Source organism: Streptomyces sp. NPDC104371, assembly GCF_055583785.1.
Genome location: NZ_JBVJNF010000012.1, coordinates 35,656 through 59,393, shown reverse-complemented (window position 1 = coordinate 59,393; position 23,738 = coordinate 35,656). Strand labels below are relative to the sequence as shown.

At 66.0% G+C, this 23,738-nt stretch carries 24 protein-coding genes; 11 read left to right on the top strand and 13 right to left on the bottom strand.

The genetic code is table 11. The features are described 5' to 3' along the window. Positions 1-498: 498 nt before the first annotated feature. Entirely contained in the window at positions 499-1,176 is a 678-nt protein-coding gene (locus tag ACZ60T_RS29585; RefSeq protein WP_071368616.1) for a response regulator transcription factor, read from the top strand. A 96-nt stretch (positions 1,177-1,272) separates the two neighbouring features. Further along, a complete protein-coding gene (locus ACZ60T_RS29580) occupies positions 1,273-2,550 on the top strand; it encodes an ATP-binding protein (RefSeq protein ID WP_469668693.1) in 1,278 nt (425 codons plus the stop codon). A 14-nt stretch (positions 2,551-2,564) separates the two neighbouring features. Here the strand turns inward: ACZ60T_RS29580 and ACZ60T_RS29575 are convergent, their stop codons facing one another. Then, positions 2,565-3,143, bottom strand: a complete 579-nt coding sequence (locus tag ACZ60T_RS29575; RefSeq protein WP_469668692.1) for a GtrA family protein — start codon at positions 3,141-3,143, stop codon at positions 2,565-2,567. A 273-nt stretch (positions 3,144-3,416) separates the two neighbouring features. Here ACZ60T_RS29575 and ACZ60T_RS29570 point away from each other — a divergent pair, with 273 nt between their 5' ends. The 3 genes from ACZ60T_RS29570 to ACZ60T_RS29560 are packed head-to-tail and all read left to right on the top strand — an operon-like array spanning position 3,417 to position 6,282. Continuing rightward, positions 3,417-4,574 (top strand): 5-(carboxyamino)imidazole ribonucleotide synthase, encoded by a 1,158-nt coding sequence (locus ACZ60T_RS29570; RefSeq protein ID WP_469668691.1) that lies wholly within the window; start codon positions 3,417-3,419, stop codon positions 4,572-4,574. Next, positions 4,571-5,098: a 5-(carboxyamino)imidazole ribonucleotide mutase gene (gene purE / locus ACZ60T_RS29565; RefSeq protein ID WP_365624107.1), complete on the top strand. Its 528-nt coding sequence runs from the start codon at positions 4,571-4,573 to the stop codon at positions 5,096-5,098. Before ACZ60T_RS29570 ends, purE begins: the two co-directional genes overlap by 4 nt. A gap of 5 nt (positions 5,099-5,103) precedes the next feature. Beyond that, on the top strand, positions 5,104-6,282 hold the full coding sequence (locus ACZ60T_RS29560) for a dipeptidase (protein WP_365625113.1): 1,179 nt from the start codon (positions 5,104-5,106) through the stop codon (positions 6,280-6,282). A 516-nt stretch (positions 6,283-6,798) separates the two neighbouring features. Here ACZ60T_RS29560 and ACZ60T_RS29555 read toward each other — a convergent pair. Together ACZ60T_RS29555 and ACZ60T_RS29550 are read right to left on the bottom strand one after the other, a co-directional pair. Then, entirely contained in the window at positions 6,799-7,008 is a 210-nt protein-coding gene (locus ACZ60T_RS29555) for a DUF397 domain-containing protein (protein ID WP_469668690.1), read from the bottom strand. Positions 7,009-7,248: 240 nt separating this feature from the next. Then, positions 7,249-7,488, bottom strand: a complete 240-nt coding sequence (locus ACZ60T_RS29550; RefSeq protein WP_469668688.1) for a DUF7848 domain-containing protein — start codon at positions 7,486-7,488, stop codon at positions 7,249-7,251. A gap of 689 nt (positions 7,489-8,177) precedes the next feature. Between ACZ60T_RS29550 and ACZ60T_RS29545 the strand changes: the two genes are divergently transcribed. Then, entirely contained in the window at positions 8,178-9,437 is a 1,260-nt protein-coding gene (locus tag ACZ60T_RS29545) for an XRE family transcriptional regulator (protein ID WP_469668687.1), read from the top strand. Next, positions 9,428-9,931, top strand: a complete 504-nt coding sequence (locus ACZ60T_RS29540) for a GNAT family N-acetyltransferase (RefSeq protein WP_469668686.1) — start codon at positions 9,428-9,430, stop codon at positions 9,929-9,931. Before ACZ60T_RS29545 ends, ACZ60T_RS29540 begins: the two co-directional genes overlap by 10 nt. A gap of 73 nt (positions 9,932-10,004) precedes the next feature. Here ACZ60T_RS29540 and ACZ60T_RS29535 read toward each other — a convergent pair whose 3' ends face one another. From ACZ60T_RS29535 to ACZ60T_RS29505, 7 genes are all read right to left on the bottom strand, one after another. Then, positions 10,005-11,348 (bottom strand): DUF3987 domain-containing protein, encoded by a 1,344-nt coding sequence (locus ACZ60T_RS29535; protein WP_469668685.1) that lies wholly within the window; start codon positions 11,346-11,348, stop codon positions 10,005-10,007. 397 nt (positions 11,349-11,745) lie between these two features. Further along, a complete protein-coding gene (locus tag ACZ60T_RS29530) occupies positions 11,746-12,432 on the bottom strand; it encodes an Lsr2 family DNA-binding protein (RefSeq protein WP_469668683.1) in 687 nt (228 codons plus the stop codon). 441 nt (positions 12,433-12,873) lie between these two features. Continuing rightward, positions 12,874-13,215: a phage terminase small subunit gene (locus tag ACZ60T_RS29525; protein WP_469668682.1), complete on the bottom strand. Its 342-nt coding sequence runs from the start codon at positions 13,213-13,215 to the stop codon at positions 12,874-12,876. Positions 13,216-13,283: 68 nt separating this feature from the next. Next, positions 13,284-14,192, bottom strand: coding sequence for a phage major capsid protein (locus ACZ60T_RS29520; RefSeq protein ID WP_469668681.1), 909 nt, complete (start codon positions 14,190-14,192; stop codon positions 13,284-13,286). A gap of 14 nt (positions 14,193-14,206) precedes the next feature. Further along, on the bottom strand, positions 14,207-14,521 hold the full coding sequence (locus ACZ60T_RS29515; protein WP_469668680.1) for a hypothetical protein: 315 nt from the start codon (positions 14,519-14,521) through the stop codon (positions 14,207-14,209). Positions 14,522-15,564: 1,043 nt separating this feature from the next. Further along, positions 15,565-15,720, bottom strand: a complete 156-nt coding sequence (locus ACZ60T_RS29510; RefSeq protein ID WP_469668814.1) for a helix-turn-helix domain-containing protein — start codon at positions 15,718-15,720, stop codon at positions 15,565-15,567. Between the two features lie 84 nt (positions 15,721-15,804). Beyond that, positions 15,805-16,356 carry a hypothetical protein gene (locus tag ACZ60T_RS29505; protein WP_469668678.1) on the bottom strand — a complete coding sequence of 184 codons (552 nt, stop codon included), beginning with the start codon at positions 16,354-16,356 and terminating at the stop codon, positions 15,805-15,807. 145 nt (positions 16,357-16,501) lie between these two features. On the opposite strand from ACZ60T_RS29505, the gene ACZ60T_RS29500 reads away from it, so the two are divergent. Further along, on the top strand, positions 16,502-17,677 hold the full coding sequence (locus ACZ60T_RS29500) for a tyrosine-type recombinase/integrase (protein ID WP_469668677.1): 1,176 nt from the start codon (positions 16,502-16,504) through the stop codon (positions 17,675-17,677). Positions 17,678-17,876: 199 nt separating this feature from the next. On the opposite strand, the gene ACZ60T_RS29495 is transcribed toward ACZ60T_RS29500, so the two are convergent. Continuing rightward, the gene (locus tag ACZ60T_RS29495; RefSeq protein WP_289737923.1) at positions 17,877-19,034 is read right to left on the bottom strand and encodes an acyl-CoA dehydrogenase; all 1,158 of its coding nucleotides are present in this window, start codon (positions 19,032-19,034) and stop codon (positions 17,877-17,879) included. Positions 19,035-19,222: 188 nt separating this feature from the next. Here ACZ60T_RS29495 and ACZ60T_RS29490 point away from each other — a divergent pair, with 188 nt between their 5' ends. Then, positions 19,223-20,566 carry a UDP-glucose dehydrogenase family protein gene (locus tag ACZ60T_RS29490; protein WP_469668676.1) on the top strand — a complete coding sequence of 448 codons (1,344 nt, stop codon included), beginning with the start codon at positions 19,223-19,225 and terminating at the stop codon, positions 20,564-20,566. A gap of 88 nt (positions 20,567-20,654) precedes the next feature. Here the strand turns inward: ACZ60T_RS29490 and ACZ60T_RS29485 are convergent, their stop codons facing one another. Beyond that, complete coding sequence (locus tag ACZ60T_RS29485) at positions 20,655-21,155, bottom strand: CGNR zinc finger domain-containing protein (protein WP_469668675.1); 501 nt, start codon at positions 21,153-21,155, stop codon at positions 20,655-20,657. 181 nt (positions 21,156-21,336) lie between these two features. Between ACZ60T_RS29485 and ACZ60T_RS29480 the strand changes: the two genes are divergently transcribed. Beyond that, positions 21,337-21,696 (top strand): VOC family protein, encoded by a 360-nt coding sequence (locus ACZ60T_RS29480; protein WP_365624099.1) that lies wholly within the window; start codon positions 21,337-21,339, stop codon positions 21,694-21,696. A 79-nt stretch (positions 21,697-21,775) separates the two neighbouring features. Here the strand turns inward: ACZ60T_RS29480 and ACZ60T_RS29475 are convergent, their stop codons facing one another. After that, entirely contained in the window at positions 21,776-23,035 is a 1,260-nt protein-coding gene (locus tag ACZ60T_RS29475; protein WP_469668673.1) for an LCP family protein, read from the bottom strand. A 119-nt stretch (positions 23,036-23,154) separates the two neighbouring features. On the opposite strand from ACZ60T_RS29475, the gene ACZ60T_RS29470 reads away from it, so the two are divergent. Continuing rightward, positions 23,155-23,727 (top strand): acyl-CoA thioesterase, encoded by a 573-nt coding sequence (locus ACZ60T_RS29470; RefSeq protein ID WP_469668672.1) that lies wholly within the window; start codon positions 23,155-23,157, stop codon positions 23,725-23,727. Positions 23,728-23,738: the final 11 nt, after the last annotated feature.

Below are 23,738 nucleotides of genomic sequence, written 5' to 3'. Positions count from 1 at the left end.
GGGAAGGCCGGCACCGGCGGTATCGGTCGTCCACCCCACGCCCAGGGTCTCCGCTCCGGATCACGAAGCGACGGACGGCGACCACCGGGATCCACGCTCCGCACGCGTCGTTGTGTGCGGGGCCCGGCCACAGGTCATTCCTTGTCGAGGCTGGTGAGAACCAGCCCGCACGCAAAAGAGACCTTCAGCGTCATGTGCTCGCCAAAGGTCTCCAATGGTGCTACAGGCGTTCTGGTCACCATACGGCATGACAGTAGCGGACATGGAAGAACCTGAGACACGAATCACAGGTGATGCCGGAACCACGGACATGTATTCGAAGGTCCCTGACGGGATGACACCTCACAGGCGCAGGCACGGCCTCTCCACCTTGCCAGGCCGGGGTCCGATACCCCCCGCGGTGGGGGCGCCCGAAGAGTCCCAAGTAAGAACCCGCGTGCGCCGATCACACCCGCCATCACCCCCTTGCGCCCCGCGCGGGCGGACTACCATCACCCCATGACCCGTGTACTGCTCGCCGAGGACGACGCGTCCATCTCTGAGCCACTGGCCCGTGCCCTTCGACGCGAGGGATATGAGGTCGAGGTGCGTGAGGACGGACCCAGCGCGCTCGACGCCGGTATGCAGGGCGGCGTCGACCTGGTCGTGCTGGACCTGGGGCTGCCCGGCATGGACGGCCTGGAGGTGGCCCGCCGGCTGCGCGCCGAGGGCCATACGGTCCCGATCCTCATCCTGACCGCGCGCGCCGACGAGGTGGACACCGTCGTGGGCCTCGATGCGGGCGCCGACGACTACGTCACCAAGCCCTTCCGGCTCGCCGAGCTGCTCGCCCGGGTCCGGGCGCTGCTGCGGCGCGGCGCCACCGAGCCCGCGCAGCCGCCCGCCACGCACGGCGTGCGCATCGACGTCGAGTCGCACCGCGCGTGGATGGGCGACGAGGAGCTCCAGCTCACCGCCAAGGAGTTCGACCTGCTGCGGGTCCTCGTCCGGGACGCGGGCCGGGTCGTCACCCGCGACCAGCTGATGCGCGAGGTCTGGGACACGACCTGGTGGTCCTCCACCAAGACCCTGGACATGCACATCTCCTGGCTCCGCAAGAAGCTCGGCGACGACGCGGCGAACCCGCGCTACATCGCGACGGTACGCGGCGTGGGCTTCCGCTTCGAGAAGAGCTGACGCCGGGCACCGGCAGCACGGCACGGGCGCCCCGGAAGGGCGCCTCCCCGTTCGGGGCACACTGGTCCCTGTCATGCCATCGCCCGGAGGGCCCCCGTGCGCCGTCGTCTCATCCAGTCCACCCTCGCCGTCGTCCTCGTGGTGATCGCCGTCTTCGGCGTCTCCCTCGTGATCGTCGAGACCCGTACGATCAGCAGCAGCGCCCAGGAGCGCGTCGAGTCCGAGGCGCTGCGGCTCGCCAGCATCGTGGACAGCCGTCTCCTCACCAACGAGGACGTCAAGAGCGCGCTCTTCAAGGACCAGGTCACCGGCGACAAGTACGCCGAGATCGACATCCCCGGCAAGCCGACCGTCAAGGTCGGCACCAGGCCCGTCGGCGATATGATCCGGGCCACGGCCCAGGGCGAGGAGGGCGAGACCGTCCGGGTCGAGCAGCCCCGCTCCGCCGTCACCCGCGAGGTCGGCCGCACCCTGCTGATCATCGCCCTGGTCGCGCTGCTCGCGATCATCGCCGCGGTGCTGCTCGCCGTACGCCAGGCCAACCGCCTCACCTCACCGCTCACCGACCTCGCCGAGACCGCGGAACGGCTCGGCTCCGGCGACCCGAGGCCGCGGCACAAGCGCTACGGCGTCCCCGAGCTGGACCGGGTGGCCGATGTCCTCGACTCCTCCGCCGAGCGGATCGCGCGCATGCTGACGGCCGAGCGGCGCCTGGCCGCGGACGCCTCGCACCAACTGCGGACGCCCCTGACCGCGCTCTCCATGCGGCTGGAGGAGATCACCCTCACCGACGACCCGGACACGGTGAAGGAGGAGGCGACCATCGCGCTCACGCAGGTCGAGCGCCTCACGGACGTGGTGGAGCGGCTCCTCACCAACGCCCGCGACCCCCGTACCGGCTCCGCCGTCTCCTTCGACCTCGACGAGGTCATCCAGCAGCAGATCGCCGAATGGCGCCCCGCCTACCGCAGCGCGGGCCGGGCGATCGTCAGCTCCGGCAAACGGCATCTGCGGGCCGTGGGCACCCCCGGCGCGGTCGCCCAGGTCCTGGCGGCGCTGATCGAGAACTCGCTCATGCACGGCGGCGGTACGGTCGCGCTGCGCACCCGCGTCACCGGCAACCAGGCGGTCGTGGAGGTCACCGACGAGGGTCCGGGCGTGCCGCCCCAGCTCGGTTCCCGCATCTTCGAGCGCGCCATCAGCGGCCGCAACTCCACCGGCATCGGCCTCGCGGTCGCCCGCGACCTCGCGGAGGCCGACGGCGGCCGTCTGGAGATGCTCCAGACCGCGCCCCCGGTCTTCGGCCTGTTCCTGTCCCGTACGCCGCTGAAGGCGCCGCTGGAGGGCGAGGAGCAGGAGCGGACGGTCAGGTAGCCGTCGGCAGGCGCTCAGCGGTGGACGCGCCGCACTTCCTGCTGCACCTTCACCTGCGCCTGCGCCTGCGCCTGCACCTGGACCTGCGCCTGCGCCGCGAGCAGGGACTCCGCGCCCTCCACGGTCTCGCGCACCGGCAGGGCCCTGAAGACCCACGTCCGGTACGACCAGAAGCGGAACAGCGTTCCGAGGCCGATCCCGACGAACTTGAAGACGTTGCTCTGCAACGGGCTGTCCCAGCCGAACCCGTACGTCGCCACGTACAGCACGCCGTTCTCGATCACCAGGCCTGCCGCGCTGAACAGCAGGAACAGCGTCATCTCGCGGGTCCGGCCGCCCTTGTCGCGGTCCCGGTAGGCGAAGTAGCGGAACCCGATGTAGTTGAAGACGATCGCGACGACCGTGGCGACGACGCTGGCCCGGACCACCTGGAGCCCGGTGGTGTGCCGCACCAGGTTGAACACGAGCATGTTGACCAGCAGGCCCGCCCCGCCGACCGCGCCGAACTTGGCGATCTCGCGGATCAGTACGTCGAGCCGCCCGCGCACCCGGCCATGGGGCTCGCCGTTCAGGCCCGTGGAACCACTGCCCATCGTGTTGCCAGCCCCCGTCGGATCGGTCGTGCCGTTCGGTCGTGTCGGTCGTGCTTCGTCGGTCGTATCGGCCGTCGGCTTCCGGGCCGAGGGAATACGTCAACTCCGCCATGCTAACCAGCGGCTGTGGGCGCCGCCCGCGGCCGTGTGCATGAGGACGGAAAGAATGCGGTCACGGGGGTGAGAAGGGGACGGAACCGGTCACATGTGGCATCGAATCGTGCCCGAGGAGACAACATCCGGCCAGTTCGGCGTGACGGATACCCTGGGGGCGTGACGTTCCCGGTAGTCGGCATGATCGGTGGGGGCCAGCTCGCCCGTATGACCCACGAGGCAGGCATCCCGCTCGGCATCAAGTTCAAGCTTCTCAGTGACACCCCACAGGACTCCGCGGCACAGGTCGTAGGCGATGTCGTCATCGGCGACTACCGCGACCTGGCGACGCTGCGCGCCTTCGCCCAGGGCTGCGACGTGATCACGTTCGATCACGAGCATGTGCCCACCGAGCATCTACGGGCCCTGGAGGCGGACGGCATCCCCGTCCGCCCCGGCCCGGACGCGCTCGTGCACGCCCAGGACAAGGGCGTGATGCGGGCCAGGCTCGACGCGATCGGTGTGCCGTGCCCGCGCCACCGCATCGTGAGCGACCCGGAGGACGTCGTCGCCTTCGCCGCGGAGCTCGCGGGCGACGGCGCGGCGGACGGCTTCCCGGTCGTCCTCAAGACGGTCCGCGGCGGCTACGACGGCAAGGGCGTGTGGGTCGTACGCTCCGTCGAGGAGGCCGCCGAGCCGTTCCGTGCCGGTGTCCCCGTCCTCGCCGAGGAGAAGGTCGACTTCGTACGGGAGCTGGCGGCCAACGTCGTACGGTCGTCGCACGGCCAGGCCGTGGCCTACCCCGTCGTGGAGTCGCGGCAGGTGGGCGGGGTCTGTGACACCGTGATCGCACCGGCCCCCGACCTCGATGACGAACTGGCGCTCCAGGCCGAGGAGTTGGCCCTGCGCATCGCCCAGGAACTCGGCGTCGTCGGCCATCTCGCCGTCGAGCTGTTCCAGACCCGCGACGGACGCATCCTCGTCAACGAACTGGCGATGCGCCCGCACAACTCGGGCCACTGGACCCAGGACGGCGCGATCACCTCCCAGTTCGCCAACCACGTCCGCGCCGTCCTCGACCTCCCGCTCGGCGACCCGCGCCCGCGCGCCGACTGGACGGTCATGGTCAACGTCCTCGGCGGCGACTACCCCGACATGTACTCCGCGTATCTGCACTGCATGGCCCGCGATCCGCAGCTCAAGATCCACATGTACGGCAAGGACGTGAAGCCCGGTCGCAAGGTCGGACACGTCAACACCTACGGCGACGACCTTGACGACGTGCTGGAACGCGCCCGTCACGCTGCCGGCTACCTGAGAGGCACCATCACCGAATGAGCCCTGTTGTTGGCATCGTCATGGGGTCGGACTCCGACTGGCCCGTCATGGAGGCCGCCGCCAAGGCCCTCGCCGAGTTCGAGATCGCGTACGAGGTCGACGTCGTCTCCGCGCACCGCATGCCGCACGAGATGATCGCGTACGGCGAGAACGCCGCCGAGCGCGGGCTGAAGGCCATCATCGCGGGCGCGGGTGGCGCCGCCCATCTGCCCGGCATGCTCGCCTCCGTCACCCCGCTGCCGGTCATCGGCGTCCCGGTCCCGCTCAAGCACCTGGACGGCATGGACTCGCTGCTGTCGATCGTGCAGATGCCGGCCGGTGTCCCGGTGGCGACGGTCTCGGTGGGCGGTGCCCGCAACGCGGGCCTGCTGGCGGCCCGCATCCTCGCCGCGCACGACGAGGAACTCCTGCAGAGGATGCGGGACTTCCAGCGGGACCTGAACGACCAGGCCACCGAGAAGGGCAAGCGCCTGCGCACCAAGGTCGAGGGAGCCGGCAACTTCGGCTTCGGAACGGGTAAGTGACCACGATGACCTCACTGGACCAGGCCCGCGCCCTGCTGCGCGAGTTCCCCGTCGTCGACGGCCACAACGACCTGCCCTGGGCCCTGCGCGAGCAGGTCCGCTACGACCTCGACGCCCGCGACATCGCAGGCCCGCAGCACGCGCATCTGCACACGGACATCCCCCGGCTGCGCGAAGGCGGCGTCGGCGCGCAGTTCTGGTCGGTGTACGTCCGCAGCGACCTGCCCGACGCGGTGCCCTCGACGCTGGAACAGATCGACTGCGTACGGCAGTTGATCGACCGCTACCCGGCCGACCTGCGCCTCGCCCTGACCGCCGCCGACATGGAGGCGGCGCGCGCGGAGGGCCGTATCGCGTCCCTCATGGGCGCGGAGGGCGGCCACTCGATCGCGGGCTCCCTCGGCACGCTCCGGGGCCTGTACGAGCTGGGTGTGCGCTATATGACCCTCACCCACAACGACAACGTGTCGTGGGCGGACTCGGCGACCGACGAACCGAAGGTCGGCGGACTGTCCGAGTTCGGCCGCGAGGTGGTCCGGGAGATGAACCGCCTCGGCATGCTCGTCGACCTCTCGCATGTGGCGGCGACGACGATGCGGGCCGCGCTGGACACCACGTCCGCGCCGGTGATCTTCTCCCACTCCTCCTCCCGGGCCGTGTGCGACCACCCGCGCAACATCCCGGACGACGTCCTCGAACGCCTCCCCGCCAACGGCGGTGTGGCCATGGTGACGTTCGTGCCGAAGTTCGTGCTCCAGGCGGCGGTGGACTGGACGGCCGCGGCCGACGAGAACATGCGGGCCCACGGCTTCTACCACCTCGACTCCTCCGAGGAGGCGATGAAGGTCCACCACGCCTTCGAGGAGACCCACCCGCGCCCGATCGCGACGGCCTCGACGGTCGCCGACCACCTGGACCACATGCGCGAGGTGGCGGGCGTCGACCACCTCGGCATCGGCGGCGACTACGACGGCACGACCTTCACCCCCGACGGCCTCGCCGACGTCTCCGGCTACCCCAACCTGATCGCGGAACTGCTGGACCGCGGCTGGTCGACCACCGACCTGGCCAAGCTGACCTGGCAGAACGCGGTCCGCGTCCTGGGCGCGGCCGAGGACGTGGCCCGCGAGGAGCGCACCCGCCGGGGCCCGTCGAACGCGACACCGGACGACCTGGACGGCTGACGCACGCACATGGGCTGATGCACGCACATGACAGGAGCGGGGCACCTTACGGGGTGCCCCGCTCCTGTGTGTCGTGCGGCAACAGGCCGTGGGTTACGGCAGGTTGCGCGCCATCACGACGCGCTGGACCTGGTTCGTGCCCTCGTAGATCTGCGTGCTTTACAGGCTGTACGGCTCTGACCTGTGCAAACACCCCTCCCGGAAGGGGCTTCCCCAGCATTCCCCCATGATCACTGAAGCGCCGGAGTAGGTCGACACGCAATGCCATCAGCCCCCGCCATGCGCCACGAGGGAGGCACACGACGGGGGCGAGTGTGGGGCGGATCAGCGGCGTAGATCCCGGTCCTCGTCCAGCCTGCGAAGTGCAGTGATCAGAGTGGGCCGGTGGCCGGGACACGTCCGGTCATGGGGCAGCGTCCAGACGCCCCAGCACGACAGACACCACAGCACCCCGGAGTGCTCCGGATCGGGTTCTGCACTGCCGCCGCACTGCGGACACTGCCCCATGAGGACTCCCTACGCCGACAAGTCGAACTCGCCCAGCTTGGCACCGGTCAGGAAGTCGGTCCACTCCACGGGCGTGAACTCAACCGTTGCACCGGTCTCGGAGTTGCGGACCGCCACCCTGCCGGGAAGGTTCGTCGCAACCTCGACACAGCGGGGGTCGTTGTTGTTGTAGGTGCACGCCGTGGACGTGCGGAACTCGAACTCGGGGACTGCTGTCATTGCCTATCCCTTCGTCGTGCTGTTGCGGGGATACGGTCCCCGCGCCGTCTTGCGACCCGCTCCCGGCGTGAACCGGGAGCGGGAGTCCAAGGGGGTGTCACTCGGGAGAACCGAACAGGTGCGACAGGTCCTATTCCTTGGTTAGTTGGTCAGTCATCGACGAGTGGCCACTGGGCGGAATGAGCTCCGCGTGGGCTCGAACGTCGTCGTCCCCCTCGGGCATAGCCGTGCGTCGGTAGGTCACAGCCACGCTCCGGACTCGAACCGGTAGGGACGAGTAATGAATCCCGAGTAGGTCAGATGGCCGGGGTGGGCCTTGAGGTGTTCGGCAGCCCACTCCGAGCCAGGAGCTTGATCCGTACTGTCCTCACTGAAATCCCCGCACTGTTTGCACTCCATGGCATAGAACGTGGGATCCGCGCCCTCGGCCACGTCCGGTATCAGCGTGTGCTCACGGAACCGGTACGTTGCCCGAGTCATGCATCCCTCCCGCGGGTGAGTTCCTGGTGGAGCTTGATTTGTTCGCTCACCGCAAGACGCAGTGCGTTCCAGGACTGGGCGGACACTGTTCGGTCCAGGTGCCACGCGGGATGGCTGGTCTGTTCGGCCAAGGGCGCCCCGTCGTTGAACCCGGACAGCTCCCTGACTGCTTCCACGTCGTACGGGGCCGTCGCGTACCAGTAGCTCTCAGACGTACTGTCAGCGGCCGACTGGAACCACTTCCACCCCTTGGGAAGCGTTCGGGCCGTCACGCCCTGGCCTCCGACTCCGGGCACTTGCCGTAATGCACGTACGGGCGACCGGACGGCTCGCCGCGCGGCTTCACCCGCTGAACGACTTCCAAGCTCCCGAACGGCTGGTGACACCTACGGCACTTCTCGCCCCTGGGCGCGTAGGTCTTGTACTCGTCCTGCTGAGCGTCGGTACCTGTGTCCGACTGCTGGTGTCGCTCGGGCTGTTGGGATGTAGCTTTGGGCATGTCGTCAACCCTCTGTCGGTTGGTGGCCACGCCCCCGGACGTTCGCGCGTCGCGGGGGTCCTTGCGACGGTCAGTCAACAGCCGTTGTGGCATCCGAAACAGGTGAAAGAGCGGGGAACGTCCTCGCCTGGCACAGGTGATTTTTACCTTTGCTCGTGTCTTTGACGTCGCTCAGAGCTACCGTAAGGGCATGCCACAGCCGAACCGGAAGCTCGCAGCCCGGATGGAAGAACTCCGGCTCAAGCAGGGAGAATTAGCACGTCTGGTCAATGCTGAGATCGGCGTTCTGACCGGGAAGCCGGGCAACCTCATCGACTCAGATGTGCGCCGATGGCTACGCGGCGAGACTAAATGGCCGCAGGACCGCATCAGGATCTCTCTGGAGAGGGTTCTCTCCGCCAGCGCCGTAGATCTAGGGTTCGTGCCGCGCAAGAAGCGCACTGCACCCTCGAAGGAAGATCCCATGCGTCGGCGCACACTCCTCAACGCTGTGGGTGGGGCAGCCCTGGCCGTGGGAATCTCGGATGTCGGCACCCTCGGGCGACTCGGCATCAGTGATGTTCGGCGCTTCCATCAGGACTACGTGGGAATTCTTCGGGATGACGACGCAGGACGGGGCTCGAAGAGGGTGGAGAACCTCGCGGTCGAATTGGCTTCTCGAATCCAATCCGCTCTGGCGCAGTCCACGGCCTCAGCTCGTGTACAGGACATGCTTCATCGGCTTGCCGCAGAGGTCATCAGCTCTGCGGCATTTGCTTCGCTCGACGCCAGGGCGCCGCATCGGGCACGCGTACATCTCGACAGGGCCCTGACCTTCGCTGGCCTGTCTCGGGACAGTGAGGCAACGTTTCATGTCTGGAACCACATGTTCCTGACGTCCAGCATGCGGGAGAACCACCCTGAAGCCGTGGCCGGTGCAGAGGTGATGAAGCGCTCGTCCATCGCACGGCGAGATCCGCTGTACGCCTCTCTCGGGCACCTACGCAACGCCAACGGACTAGCCCGCCTGCCAGCGCGGCGGTCCGATGCTCTGCGAGCCCTCAACGATGCCGAACGCGCCTTTGCGCGGGCCTCCGACCAAGAGCGCCCCGAGTGGATCAAGTTCTACGACAGCAGTGAGTTTGATGCCCTGTCCGCGTTCGTATGGGTAGCGCTCGGGGAGCACGCGAGGGCTGAATACTGCCTGCACCGCACTCTTACGTCTATTCCGGAGGAAAAGATCCGCAATCGGGCCTTATATACCGCGCACTTGTCCCTCGCTCAGGCCAGGCAAGGTGATTTGGAACTAGCCAGCGCGACCGGCCGACAGGCGTATGTGACGCTTCCTCCGGCGTCCGGGTCAGGGCGCACGACCAATACTTTGGCTGCCACACGCAAGGTGCTCGTAGCCTCAGGTTCGAACGCTTCCGAAGTTGTCGAATGGATTGAGGAGTCTGCCGAATGGACCTGAAGCGCTACACGCACGCAGACGCACGGGACGTACGCTCTCTGCTTTTGGACATCCATGACGAGGCGTATGCCGATACCCCGGACGAATTCCACTCACGTGAGCGCTTCTCCTACTACGTCGACCGTTGGTCTTCACGAGAAGACTGGCTATGTATTTCGGGCTGGGAGGAGGGTGGCCCGGTTGGCTACGCGTACGGCTCTATGTTCAAGCCGGGCGGCTGGTGGAAAGGGCACCCGCGCCCCTGGGATATTAGAGGCTCCGTCTTCGCGCTGTCGGAACTTATGGTCGTTCCGAAATGGCGTGGTACTGGGCGTGCACAGAAAATTCACGACGCGCTACTCAAAGAAGCCACGGCCGATATGGTTTCACTCACGGTAGAAACTGAACGCCCCAGAGTCCAGGCTATGTATGAGCGTTGGAATTACATCAAAATAGGCGAGGCAAAACCCGCTGGCGACTCCCCGCTGTACGCGGTCATGGTTAGGAATTTGTAAACGGATACCGGCACTGGGATGCCGTAAATGGAGAAAGCCCCGACCGCACAGGTCGGGGCAGTTTTTTGATTGATTATAGCAGTGCGAGGAATGGATTCGAGTCTCCGAGCACTTCCGGGCGCTTCCGTTCCGGGCGGTAGGCGTCCAGGCGGACAACGGGCGCGCGGTTCTCCTCACGCTCTGCGCTGGCCGGCTGCACCTTCGGAGCCCCCTTCGGCTGCTCTGGGTGAATGGGAGTGTCACCGCGGATTGTGAAGACGGTGGCCGGTCGGCCCGTCTTGCCCGAACGTTCAACAGTCACCACAACTTGGGGAAGTGCTCGGACCTCACTAGCCGTTGCCCCCACATACGGGAGCACCTGAGAGGACGTAGCCCGGCCGCCGTGCATCTCGATCCTGGCCCGGACCTTGTCGGCGAGGCTGAGCGGCTGCCGCTTCACCTTCGGAGATGTGGCCCCCTTGGTGATCCTTACAGCGTCCTGGACCGAGCGGCGAACCAGTGTGAAGGCAGCGGACAACATCTCTTCGGTGACAGTCTCCGAGCACTCGGACGCTGCCAGGCAGGCAGCAACCCGGAGTGTCTGTTCTGCCGTTCGCTCGATGAACACGGCCTGGCCCTCAGGCAGGGTCTCACCCAGGATGCGGGCGTAGCGGCGCACGATCCGCCATAGCGGCCGGGCATCCTCCCCGAGCGTGATCACACGCGGCCGGGCCGTGGCCCAGCCGTAAGCGTCCGCCAGGTCCTGCCCGTCCACCTCGGGCAGGCTCACCCGGTCGTCGTCCAGCATGGGCACTGACCCGAGCAGGAAGGGCAGGATGCGGTTGTAAGAGCCGCCCGCAGCTTCGGACTCGCCTACGTACTTCGCCCAGTCAGAGGGGGTGACATGGCAGTGCAGAACCATGGCAGGGTCGCGAACTTCCTGCGCCTCATCTTTCGTCGTGTTCCGCAGTGTTGCTCCGTCCCATGCGGTCCGCAGTTTGGTCGTGAACGACGCATCACGCTTCACCCTGCGGAGCACTTCCGACCACTCTTCCTCACATACGAACGCCCTTACGTCTCGCCCGTGTTCGGTCTCGGCAGTCGCTTCCTGCTGATCCCACAAATGGTTGACCATGCTCGCCCCGGACGTGATCCCGGACGTGGTGTGAGTCGCTACGAAACGGCCCAGCGCCTTGTCCAGGGCGTGATGCGCGGCCCGGAGCGCGGTTCCCTTGCCCCTGCCTGTTCCGGCCACCAGTGCCGACCAGAGAAGCACCGGACGGGCGTTGCCACGGGAAGACACCTTGACGGAGCCGCCGATAGCGGCCGACCACATCGAGAGGGCGGCCACATACACCCCCAAGGAATCCGCTTCCAGGAACGGGGCGATCCTGCGGACCGCGCGACCGATGGGACCGTACAGAACGGGGGCGCTCATGCTGCCTTCATTTCTTGGGAGTTGGTTCGGTTGCGGAGGGGGACGACGGGGCGCCACCGGCCCCCGTCCTTGGTCTGAAAGTTCGATTCCTTGGCTGACCTCCGGAGCAGGGGAAGCGTGTTTCCCCCGTCCGCCGGAACGATCACAGAGGTACAGCGGGACACCTTGTCCATAGGGACATGACGGCGAACAGCGGCCACCGACAGCGGGTCATTGCTCACGATGCCGGTACGGCACTTGCCCTTGGGCGTGGTCCAGGTGACCCAGGAACCGGGCGTGCATTCGCCCTTGGAAGGCTTGCTCCCCGCCCCGTATCCCGTGGCACTCTTCCAGGCGCTCAGGTCGGTGGGCCGGGGGTGACGGCCGCAGTCAGCGGCCGTCACAGTGGGTGCGGCACTCAGGCCGCGACCGCTTTTCCCTCTGCGGTTCCCCTGTGCGTCAGTTCGTAGGCGTGGCGCACGTGCATCGGGATTCGGCCCTTGGTAGGTAGGGCGTAGCCGTTCTCTCGTGCCCACGCTCGTACGGCACGGTTACGCTCTCGCTCGCTCATCTCGGCGCGGTCGACCTTGGCAGGCTCCGGAAGCGGGTCACCACCGGCCAACTCACCTGCCTGAATGGCCGACTTGAAACGTCCCGGTTCCCTCACGTCCATCACAGGGATGCCACGCTCGGAAGCGTCGCGCAGCTTGGTGGCGTTCCGGTCGCCATCCTCACCAAGGATCAGCAGGACCGTACTGTCGTCGGCACGGCCGACCACTTCATAGCCCATGCGCCTGACAGCCTCTCTGGCGTCTTCCCAGTCGTATCCGGGAATCTCTCCAGCCAGCATCACGGACGGGACCGGCTCCGAGACAGACTCAGCGACCGGCACAGGCTGAGGCTCAGTCGACGTGTTCTCATTCTCGGAGGGAGCGCCCAACGCGTCGCACAGGTAGCGGTTGAACGAGACGTCATGCTCCGAGCACAGGTGCCACGTGTCCTTTCCCAGTGTCAGCGCCGAAGTGGCCTCCACTTCAGAACCGTCACGCGCAATATGGGCATCACAAAACGTGTACTCAACCGGGACAAGCACCGTCTTACGCATAACGCTGCATTCCTTTGATAGAGCGGAAGTTATGGCGAGTATCCGAAGCGCTGCTATGACGGACTCCCCGCTTGACTTCTATTCTTCCGCACGCCTATCACGGAACGGTAACTAGCGAATTAATGAAGCATTACTCAAATGGGCAAGATGATGGGGGTAATATGTTATTTCTAAAAGAAAGGACCCACCGGGGGTGCCTTTCTCTGGTCGCGTTTGCCAATCAAATCCCCAAAGCCTCGGAACGGCACACATAGCACTTCTTCGGCTGATGCTTCAATTCTTCGTCCCAGGGCTGTACTTGTCCCGTCAGTTGCCACCCAATATGGGTGGCGAACTCCTGCGTGCATTCCGAGCACTGCGGCTCAGACCAGGGGCACTCATAGCCAGCCCGGTGTATTCCGTTGTGGGCTCCTGCCGCACCTGCCTTGGCCGCTCGTCTACTCACTCGTCCCCCTCAAATGCCCACCCCAGCCGCTTCATTCCGTCAGCGGTCAGGCCGAGGGCGGTAGCGAGTTGCCTGTATTCCGTCAGATGGTCACGGGTAGCTGTGCCACCAAGGATCTTGCCGTAATAGGTCAGCATCACAGCCACAGTCGGGACGTAGGACTCGTCCCACCTTGCAGCTTGAGGACTGTTCCACCATTGCTGCCATTGCTCGTGTTCTGCATACGACCATTCCCGCACTGAGGGAAGATCAGGAATAGGGAGGCCGTGATCATTCGGCAGTACATCCAGTCCCTTATGTCGGGAGTGTGGTGAGTTCGGGTTACGCATTTTGGGCATGGGTCCTCCGGATTTGATGACGGAGAACGGGCTCCCGCTTACGGGCGGGAGCCCGAACTAATCAAGGATTAGGCAGTAGGCCACGTGACAGCGGCCTTGACGATTCCCTTGGTCGGCTTGGACTCATCAAAGGTGCTGTCGGACTTCTTGGTATCCATCTCCGGGTATCGCACGATCTTGCCGCCGTAGAGATGAAGAGTATCTATGTAATCGGCACGGTGAGACTGGCTCTGGCCAGACCTAAAGCCCGTGAACTGGCTGGCATACGTACTGAATTCCGCGTTTCCTGCCACGATGTCCACCCCCTTGGGCATGGCCGTGGTGGACAAGACTGTGAATCCAGCAAGGCGAGCAACGACACCGTTAGCAGTTACGCCACCCTCTCCGTAAGCCGCAGCATTAGCGATCGCCGGGTGCTCTACGAGATACCGCTTAACCTTGGGTGAGACGACCACGTAGCGGCCTGCTGGGATGTCGCTGGAGTCCAGGGCCAACATCATGTCAAGGATGGCGCCGTAAAGGCTCTGAGCAATGTTCCCAGCCTCCGTCACGAAGTTCGGCAGGGCCGTGGCCCCACTGGCAATGATGTTGCCCATGAAGGTGTCTGCCTCGCGAGCCAGGGCCCGGATCATCTGCTGATTGATCGGCGAGTCAAGACCCCCAGCAAGCTGAACCCGTTCCACATCCTCTACCAACACCTGTAGATATTTCGCCTCGGTAATAGTCAGCTTCTGATCGACGGTTTCCGGCCGCTGCGCCGTCATCCCGTCAGCAATCGTGTAATCGCCCACAGTAGGCCGAAGAAGACTGTTGATGTGGACGACGTCGCCCTTCTGTCGAATCGTGCCCTCATACTTGTTGTTGCTCACGAGCGGGGAAGCCCAGACAAGAAGCGGATCGTAGGCAACAATTAGCTCCGAGTCCCAAATTTCCGGAATGAAGGTGATAGTGCCAGGCTGCTGATATGCAAGACTCATAGATGTACTCCTATTTATCGCTTACGAACATCGAGAGAAACTGGGTGGCGCTCTGGAATCCAACTGGCGCCGCGGTTGTGTCCTGCGCCTACAATTTGGGGGAACTTCGGCTCGTTGGGCTTGAAAGGCGCCAGGGCCTCGTCCATGGCCTTGGCTGACGGATTCCCGTCTTCACCAAGCAGCTTGGAAGCGTCCAGGTAATCGGTGAATCCATCCGGGAGATTGATCCCGGCCTGGGCTGCGTGAGCCTTAAGCTCGGCCTGGGCCAGCTTCCCCGCATAATCCCGCTCAACCTCAGCTCGAACGGAATCGAAAGAGTCGGTGAGCATGGTCTCTGGAATCGGTTCTTGTCGCTCATGACGTACCTCCTAAGTTAGAAAGAATGAGAACTAGTGGAACTGGAAGTAAACAAAGAGAAGGGCCGTTCAAGGCGGCCCTATAACTCACAACAGGACAACGTATGAGAAGACAGGTCCCCTACCCCCAAACAATTAAATTCAGAGGTAAAGAACCACTCTCCGGTTGTTCCGCTGTGTCTCACAGGCAGGTATCCGCAGAGCCGCATTCGAGCACATCGGCTCAGGACTTCGAACAGGCCCGGACTCTCGTCCGCGTCGGCAGCTCATCGCCCAGTGAGTGCCAACTCAAGAGGAAACCTCCTCTCACTCCTATGAATAATCGGACAGGCCCCATGTTGGCCCTATCCGCTGCTCTCACTCACCCATAACGAAAGACTCCATATGCTCTACCCGACCCCTGGTACACAACGGCACTCCCGGCCACAGCACCTCATTCCACGGGCGCGCAGAGCCGATGACGGCCAGCTTCTCCCTTGCTGTGTGTCCGAGGTAGTCACCCGTCTTAGCCGCCCTGCTGTCTTGGAACCAGCTTTCAACCGTCTTTCGGTCCTCATCGGTCGAGTACCTGACGATGCTGTCCACCTCGGCCAGGGCATCAGCTCGCCATTCATCCCAGAGGTAAACCTGGCCCGACGCTTTCATCTCTGAGCTACCAATGCTTCGCCACCAAGGGTGTTCGAGGGAGTCTCGGAGGGTGGCTTCTTCCGCCACTGTCAGGTTCTCCGCCCTATCGGCTGGGCGGATGTTCCACGTCTCGTATTGGATTCCCTGTCGCTCTTGATGGCGACGGATTGCGCGGTTCTGATTCTGACGCTTCGCCCCGCAGCGCGGGTGACCTGGGTTGGTCACTGGGTTGGGGCCACGCTTCCCCTTCGGGCGGTGATAAGTCCACTCCTCTTTGCACCACGCGCAAACGAGCGTTACTGGCGTCGCTACCGCTGCCATGCCTCTCCTAGAGGTTAAAATAAAAGCCCCCGAGTTGCCTCGGGGGCTCGATAGGTGCGTCAAACGAATCAATCAATCGTGCGGTCAAGCCACTTTTCCAAGTCGGCTGGTCGGCACCGAAGAGCTTGGCCAACTCGACGGAACGGGATCTGCTCGGCCTTCCAGTTCCCGTACACCCAGGAACGGGGCTTGTGCAGGTAGTCGGCGACATCGTCAACGGTCATCAGCTTGTGCTGCATAGTCCTCCGAGAAACAAGAAAGCCCCCGATGTCCCTCGGGGGCTCAATAGGTGTGAGGCGTTAAGGAGTTCAGCCGGGGTGGCTACCTGCTTCAGCTACTTCCTCAAGTACAGCTTTGGCCTTGTCTGTCATTTCTCCTCCCGCCTTACCGGCAACTGTGGTCAGGAAGCCGTCTCTTCTGGCCCGCTTCAGGTGATCCTTCACCGTCTCGGGTCGGCGGCCGATGAGCCGGGACAGCCATGGAACAGGCGCAGGTGCCCCGAAATCCGCCATGGCGGTGTAGGCGGCCACAAGAAAGGTCAAGTACCGCTCTGATACACCTTCGTGCTCCAGTACGGTCCCTGCCGCCTCTCCCATCTCACTCAGCTTTCCTGTCACTTCCTCCAACGTCCGCTGAGCTTCGGGAGCCTGTTTGGCCAGTTCCAGCGCCGCGGCCGTGTCGAGCCTTCGGAGGACAGTGGTCGAGATACCCCGTGCCACCTCACGGGCGGGGGCATCTTCGGTGGCCTCGATGGTGATCCGCTGCGGCCCGCCGTTGATCGGCCCCACGGGCCACCACATGCGAACCACCCAGGCGCCTTGCTGCTGGGTGATCTCGAACCCGCTGTCATCCGCTTCCATATTCCTCAAGCTAGCACACCCAGGGGGTTCCACCCTGTGTTGACATTCAGGGGTGGATGGTGGGCAAACTTGAAGCGCCGGGGGGTGACCGGCGCGGCGGCGGGGCAGGCCCGTACGTCGGCAGCAACAGGAGGGGGCCGCTTCAGTGGCAAGGGCATGGGTCGCGCGGTCGAAGGACGACCCGAAGAAGTGGACGTCGTTCTGGTACGACCCGGACGGCAAGCAACGCCAGAAGACGTTCGAGACCAAGAAGCGGGCTGACGACCAGCGCAAGCGCAAGGAGCAGGAACTCGACGCCGGGACCTACCTGGACGACCGCTTGGGCAAGCAGGCCGTGACGGCAGTGTGGGAGCAGTGGACGAATCAAAGGAAGTTGGAGAACAGCACCAAGAAGCAGTACCGGTCGATCCGCAACACGACCATTGAGCCGTTCTTCAAGGCCCGCTCCATCGTGTCTCTGAAGGTCGCTGACGTTGAGCAGTGGCTCTTGTGGATGGAGCGGGAGCGGAAGCTCTCCGCCCGCACACGGCGTCAGCGGTTCTCGTTCTTCTCCGGGATGATGGACTGGGCTGTCGTCAACGAGATCATCGGCCGGAACCCGTGCAAGAAGGTCAAGGGCGCGGGTAGCCGCGCCAAGGAGATCCGGGAGCAGAAGAGCACCGCAAGGCGGCTCACGACGCGGGAAGTTGTGGCGATGCTGGATGCCGCTCCTCCGCGATACCGCGCGATGCTGTGGCTCATGGCCGGGTGCGGCCTGAGGCTCGGTGAGGCCATGGCGGTCTCCCGCGATCAGATCGACTTCAAGGCCGAGATGCTTCGCATCGACTTCCAGATTGCGGAGGACGGAGACACCGAGTCAGGGAAGAACAGCGCGATCCAGCGTCGGCACATCAAGGCTCGTGACGAAGGTGAACCAGGGCGTTCTGTCCCCCTCCCACCGAACGTCGCCTTCGAGCTACGGCGGCACATCAAGAACCACGGCGTATGGGGGCCCGAACGGCTTCTCTTCCCCAACGTGACGCGGACTGGCTATCTCTACGCGTCGTACTTCTACCCGAAGATCTGGATGGAGGCTCTGGGCAAGGGACAGGTCGAGTACTGCAAGGCGCACTCACTCCGGCACTACTACGGGTCGCGGCTGCTGTACGCGGGAGTCCCTGAGAACGACGTGGCCGACTGGATGGGCCACAGCAGTACGGACGTTCTGAGGGAGCACTACCACTACATCTTTGAAGGGGCCGAGCAGCGCGGCCGGGCCGCCATCGCAACGATGTTGACGCCGGGCGCCGACGACCCGACGGAGGCATCAGAGGTCGCCTGATCCGCGTACGACAACAGCCCCCGGCACAATGCCGGGGGCTGTGCTGTTTTTGCAGGTCAACGGAGGTTCTCCGCCTGGGATCTGCCCAGGATTCCCCCAGCATGACGCCCATGAACGGGGTTGATCGGGCCGCAACGGGCAGAAAGCCAAGACTGTCCCTCTGGACCCTCAAAACTGCCGCTGACCTGCAAAGACCCAGCTAGGGGAGGTTCCTGGCCATGACGATCCGCTGGACTTGATTCGTACCCTCATAAATCTGCGTGATCTTCGCGTCGCGCATCATGCGCTCCACCGGGTAGTCACGGGTGTAGCCGTATCCGCCGAGGAGCTGGACCGCGTCCGTGGTGACCTCCATCGCCACGTCCGAGGCGAAGCACTTCGCGGCGGCGCCCTGGAAGGTCAGGTCGGCGTCGCCGCGCTCCGACTTGGCCGCCGCGGCGTACGTGAGCTGGCGGGCGGCCTCGATCTTCATCGCCATGTCGGCGAGCATGAACTGGATGCCCTGGAAGTCGGCGATCGGCTTGCCGAACTGCTTGCGCTCCTTGACGTAGCCCTTGGCGTAGTCGAAGGCGCCCTGGGCGACACCGAGGGCCTGGGCCGCGATGGTGATGCGGGTGTGGTCCAGGGTCTTCATCGCCGTGGCGAAGCCCGTGCCCTCCTCGCCGATCATGCGGTCGGCCGGGATGCGCACGTTGTCGAAGTAGACCTCACGGGTCGGCGAGCCCTTGATGCCGAGCTTCTTCTCCGGGGCGCCGAAGGAGACGCCCGGGTCCGACTTCTCGACGACGAAGGCCGATATGCCCTTGGAGCGCTTGGTGGGGTCGGTCACCGCCATGACCGTGTAGTACTCGGAGACGCCCGCGTTGGTGATCCAGCGCTTGACGCCGTTGAGGATCCAGTGGTCGCCGTCGCGGACCGCCTTGGTCTTCATACCGGCCGCGTCGGAACCCGCGTCCGGCTCGGACAGGCAGTACGAGAACATCGCGTCGCCCTTGGCCAGCGGGCCCAGGTACTTCTTCTTCAGCTCCTCGGAGCCGGAGAGGATCACCGGCAGGGAGCCCAGCTTGTTCACGGCCGGGATCAGGGAGGAGGACACGCAGGCGCGGGCCACCTCCTCGATCACGATGACCGTGGCGAGCGCGTCGGCGCCCGCGCCGCCGTACTCCTCGGGCACGTGCACCGCGTGCAGGTCGTTCGCGACGAGGGCGTCCAGCGCCTCCTGCGGGAAGCGGGCCTCCTCGTCCACCGCGGTGGCGTGCGGCGCGATCTTCGCCTCGGCCAGCGAGCGGATGGCGTCGCGGAGCATGTCGTGCTCCTCGGACGGGCGGTACAGGTCGAAGTCAGCCGATCCGGCCAAGGTCTCTCACGCTCCAGGGACGCTCTGACGAACTGAGTGATGGCGCTAATTACCGTTAAGTAACCCAAATCTTAGGGGCCTGCCCACGTCAGTGATACGTGAGCTTGGCGACAGCGGGAAGCGTGCCCCGTCAGCGGCCCGACTATGCTCGGGCCCGCACTGACGACGGACTCTTCTCTGGAGCACGCATGGCCCTCAAGATCACCGTGATCGGTACTGGTTACCTCGGCGCCACACACGCCGCGGCCATGGCCGAGCTGGGATTCGAGGTGCTGGCGCTCGATGTGGTCCCGGAGAAGATCGAGCGGCTCCGGCGGGGCGAGGCCCCGATGTACGAGCCCGGCCTCGAGGAGTTGCTGCGCAAGCATGTCGCGGGCCTCGAAGGGGCCACCGGGCGGCTGCGGTTCACCCTGGACTGGGCCGAGCTGGCCGACTTCGGCGATGTCCACTTCGTCTGCGTGAACACCCCGCAGAAGCACGGCGAGTACGCCTGCGACATGTCGTACGTCAACGCCGCGATCGCCTCGCTCGCGCCGCATCTGAAGGCCTCGGCGCTCGTCGTCGGCAAGTCGACCGTGCCCGTGGGCTCCGCGGACCGCCTCGCCGCCTACCTCGCCGAGCACGCGCCCGCGGGCGCCGACGCCGAGCTGGCCTGGAACCCCGAGTTCCTGCGCGAGGGCTTCGCCGTGCAGGACACGCTGCACCCCGACCGCGTCGTCGTCGGGGTGCGCAGCGAGCGCGCCGAGAAGCTGCTGCGCGAGGTGTACGCCACCCCGCTCGCCGAGGGCTCGCCCTTCGTCATCACCGACTTCCCGACCGCCGAGCTGGTGAAGACCTCCGCCAACTCCTTCCTCGCCACGAAGATCTCCTTCATCAACGCGATGGCGGAGGTCTGCGAGGCCGCCGGCGGTGACGTGGCCAAGCTGGCGGAGGCGATAGGGCACGACGACCGGATCGGCAGCAAGTTCCTGCGCGCCGGGATCGGCTTCGGCGGCGGCTGTCTGCCGAAGGACATCCGCGCCTTCATGGCGCGCGCGGGCGAGCTGGGCGCCGACCAGGCGCTGACGTTTCTGCGCGAGATCGACTCCATCAACATGCGCCGCCGTGGCCAGATGGTGGAGATGGCGCGCGAGGCGCTCGGCGGCGGCTCGTTCCTCGGCAAGCGCGTCGCGGTCCTCGGCGCGACGTTCAAGCCCGACTCGGACGACGTACGCGACTCGCCCGCGCTGAACGTCGCCGGGCAGATCCACCTCCAGGGCGGCCAGGTCACGGTCTACGACCCCAAGGGCATGGACAACGCCCGCAAGGTGTTCCCGACGCTCGGGTACGCCGCGACGGCCCTGGACGCCGTGCGCGGCGCCGATGTGGTGCTGCACCTCACGGAGTGGCGCGCGTTCCGCGAGCTGGACCCGGCGGAGCTGGGCGAGGTGGCCGCCACCCGCGTGATCCTCGACGGCCGCAACGCGCTCGACGCCGAGCTGTGGCGCGGCGCGGGGTGGACGTACCGGGCGATGGGCCGCCCGACCGCGTAAGCGGACGCGAGCAGAGGGCGCCGGTCCGGCTGAGAGGACCGGCGCCCCCCGCACTCTTGAACGGCGCCCGACTCCCCGCCGTCCACGGCTACTTGGCCCGGTAGCGCCGCATCTTCGCCCGCGCCCCGCACGTCGACATCGAGCACCAGCGGCCCCTCCCGGCCGGGCTGCGGTCGTAGTACACCCAGTGGCACTCAGGCAGTTCACAGGCCTTCAGACGCTGCCAGGTGCCCTCGGTGAGCGCCTGGGCGACGGCGGCGGCGACACGCGAGAGCAGGGGCCCCTCGTCGACGGGCGCGAGCCGCGCCGAGCCGTCCCGTTCGTCGACGGCCACATACAGCGGCGCCCGCGCCAGCAGGGCGCCGAGGGGCGTCACCTCGTGATGCGGGGGATGGCCCGCGTGGGCCAGGCAGGCGGCCCGCAGGGACTCGCGCAGGGCCCGTACGTCCGCCAGGTCCTCTTCCGTGACGCCGAACTCGGCGCGCCCCTCGGCGGTGTCCAGGCGGTCCGCTCCCGAGAGCAGGTCGACGGTGTTGACCAGGGTCTCCACCAGGGCGAGACCACCGGGCGCGGCGGCTCTGTCACTCATCTCTGCGACCTCATGCGCGTGACGCTACCTCTCGGAATTCCCCGTACTTCCCGGACCTCCCGGAATCCCCCTTGCGACGTTACCCCTCATGCGCCAGCATGGGGTAACCGTTACCAGTTGCCCAGTTCTATGGGTAACGCGGGTGGCGCCGTATCGGATTCGACTCAGATGGAGACACGGCATGGCTCTCGCCGCACTGGGCATCGTCGCCCTGGACTGTCCCGATCCCCGCGCACTCGCCGGGTTCTACGCCGAGATCCTCGGCGGCACGGTGGAGGGCGAGGGTGAGTGGCTCGAGCTGACGGTGGACGGCCGCCGCACGCTGGCGTTCCAGGCCGCGCCCGGCCACGTACCGCCGACCTGGCCGTCCTCCGACGGCTCGCAGCAGTTGCATCTGGACCTGGCCGTCGACGACCTGGACGCGGCCGAGCGGGGCATCCTCGCGCTCGGCGCCCGCCCGTTGGACACGGAGGACCGCTCGCGCTCCTGGCGGGTGTACGCGGACCCGGCGGGCCATCCGTTCTGCCTCTGCGCCTGCTGAGGCACGAGGGACCGACGCGACAGGGCCCCGCCGGACGCGATCGCTCGGCGGGGCCCTGCGCGGTGTACGGGCGCCGGGGTCAGTTCCCCGACACCGTCACCTTCTCGTCCTTCTTCAACTCGTCCACGAGCGTCTTGACCTTGGCCTTGTCCCACACCAGATTGCCGCCGGTCGAGCCCGAGATGGGCATGTTCATCGAGGTCCCGTCACCGCCGGTGACGCCCTTCATCGACCAGAACATGTCGGCCAGGTCCCACAGGCTCATGTCCTTGTCGACGATCAGCGAGTCCAGGCCCGCGCCCATCGTCGGGTAGAGCCGGAAGGGGTTGAGGACGGTCGACGGGGTGGCGACCTCGTGGGCCAGCGCCGACAGGAACTTCTGCTGGTTCTTGGTGCGTTGCAGGTCGCTCGCCGCGAAGGCGTGCCGGGTACGGACGAAGGCGAGGGCCTGCTCGCCGTTCAGCGTCTGCTTGCCCGCCTCGAAGTCGGCGCCCGACCACTTGTCCTTGAAGCCCTTGTCGATGGTCATCTCGACGCCACCGACCGCGTCAACGATGTTCGCGAAGCCGCCGAAGCCGATCTCCGCGTAGTGGTCGATCCGCAGCCCGGTGTTGAACTCGACGGTGCGGACCAGGAGTTCGGGGCCGTCCGTCGCGTACGCCGCGTTCAGCTTCGTATGGCGGCCGGTGCCCTGGTAGAGCTTGCCCGACGAGGAGCCCTTGAACGACGGTATCTCCACGTCCGAGTCACGCGGCAGGGATATCAGCGTCGAGCCGTTGTCACCGGTGTGCAGGATCATCATGGTGTCCGTGCGCTTGCCCTCGGCGGACCCGGTGTGCAGCTTCTTCTTGTCCTCGCTCGACATGCCGTCACGGCTGTCGGAGCCGACGATCAGGTAGTTGGTGCCCTCGCCGCCCTCGGGCCGGTCGATCACCTTCGAGAGGTCCACGTCCCGGTGGAGCTTGGAGTCGGCCCAGAAGTACGTGGCCACCGACGTCACCACGAACACGGTGACGACCGTGATCGCGGTCCACTTGATCCGGCGGCGCCAGTTCGGTGCCGGGCGCGTCCCTCCGGAGCCGCCGGGCGGCGGTCCGCCGTAGACCTGCCCGGTGTTGTAGCCGCTGTCGTAGGAGTCGCGTCCCTGGTCGTCGTTCGGATACCGCTGCTGCTGCGGCACCCCGCCGTACGGCGGCGCCGAACGGGGGCCGCCCGGCCCGCCGGGTGTGCGCCGGACCTGACGCATCGCGCGTGCACCCTCGGGGTGCGCGCTGCCGCTGCCGCGTCCGTATCGGTTACCGCGACTGTCGTCGGACGATCCCTCGGGCCAATCGTTCATGCGCCACAGTGTGCCGGGTCCGACGGTGCACCTTACAAGGGGCCGGGGGAAACCGGTCCAGGGCTGTTGCGAAGCCGGCACAAACGCCTCAGGTCCGACCCCGGCATAAGGTGGAGGGCATGACAGACCACCCCCCCGTCCCAAACCCAGATATTCCGGGCGGCATAGCGCATGACCTCCCCGGGAAGCCCACCTCCGCGTCCCGGACCACGCTCAGCCACATCATGACCGCGAACGAGACGAACCTGCTCGGGACCGTCCACGGTGGCGTGATCATGAAGCTGGTCGACGACGCGGCCGGGGCGGTCGCGGGTCGTCATTCCGGCGGGCCCGCGGTCACGGCGTCGATGGACGAGATGGCGTTCCTCTCCCCGGTCCGCGTGGGTGATCTTGTTCACGTGCACGCCCAGTGCAACTGGACGGGCCGGACGTCCATGGAGATCGGCGTCCGCGTGATGGCGGAGCGCTGGAACGAGTCGACGCCCGCGCAGCAGGTCGGCTCGGCGTACCTGGTGTTCGCCGCGGTCGACGCGGACGGGAAGCCGCGGGCGGTGCCGCAGGTGGTCCCGGAGACCGAGCGGGACAAGCGGCGCTACCAGGAGGCGCAGATCCGCCGCACGCACCGCCTCGCCCGGCGGCGCGCCATCATGGAACTCCGCGAGCAGAGCACGGCCGAGGGCCTCGACGACTGACGCACGACGGT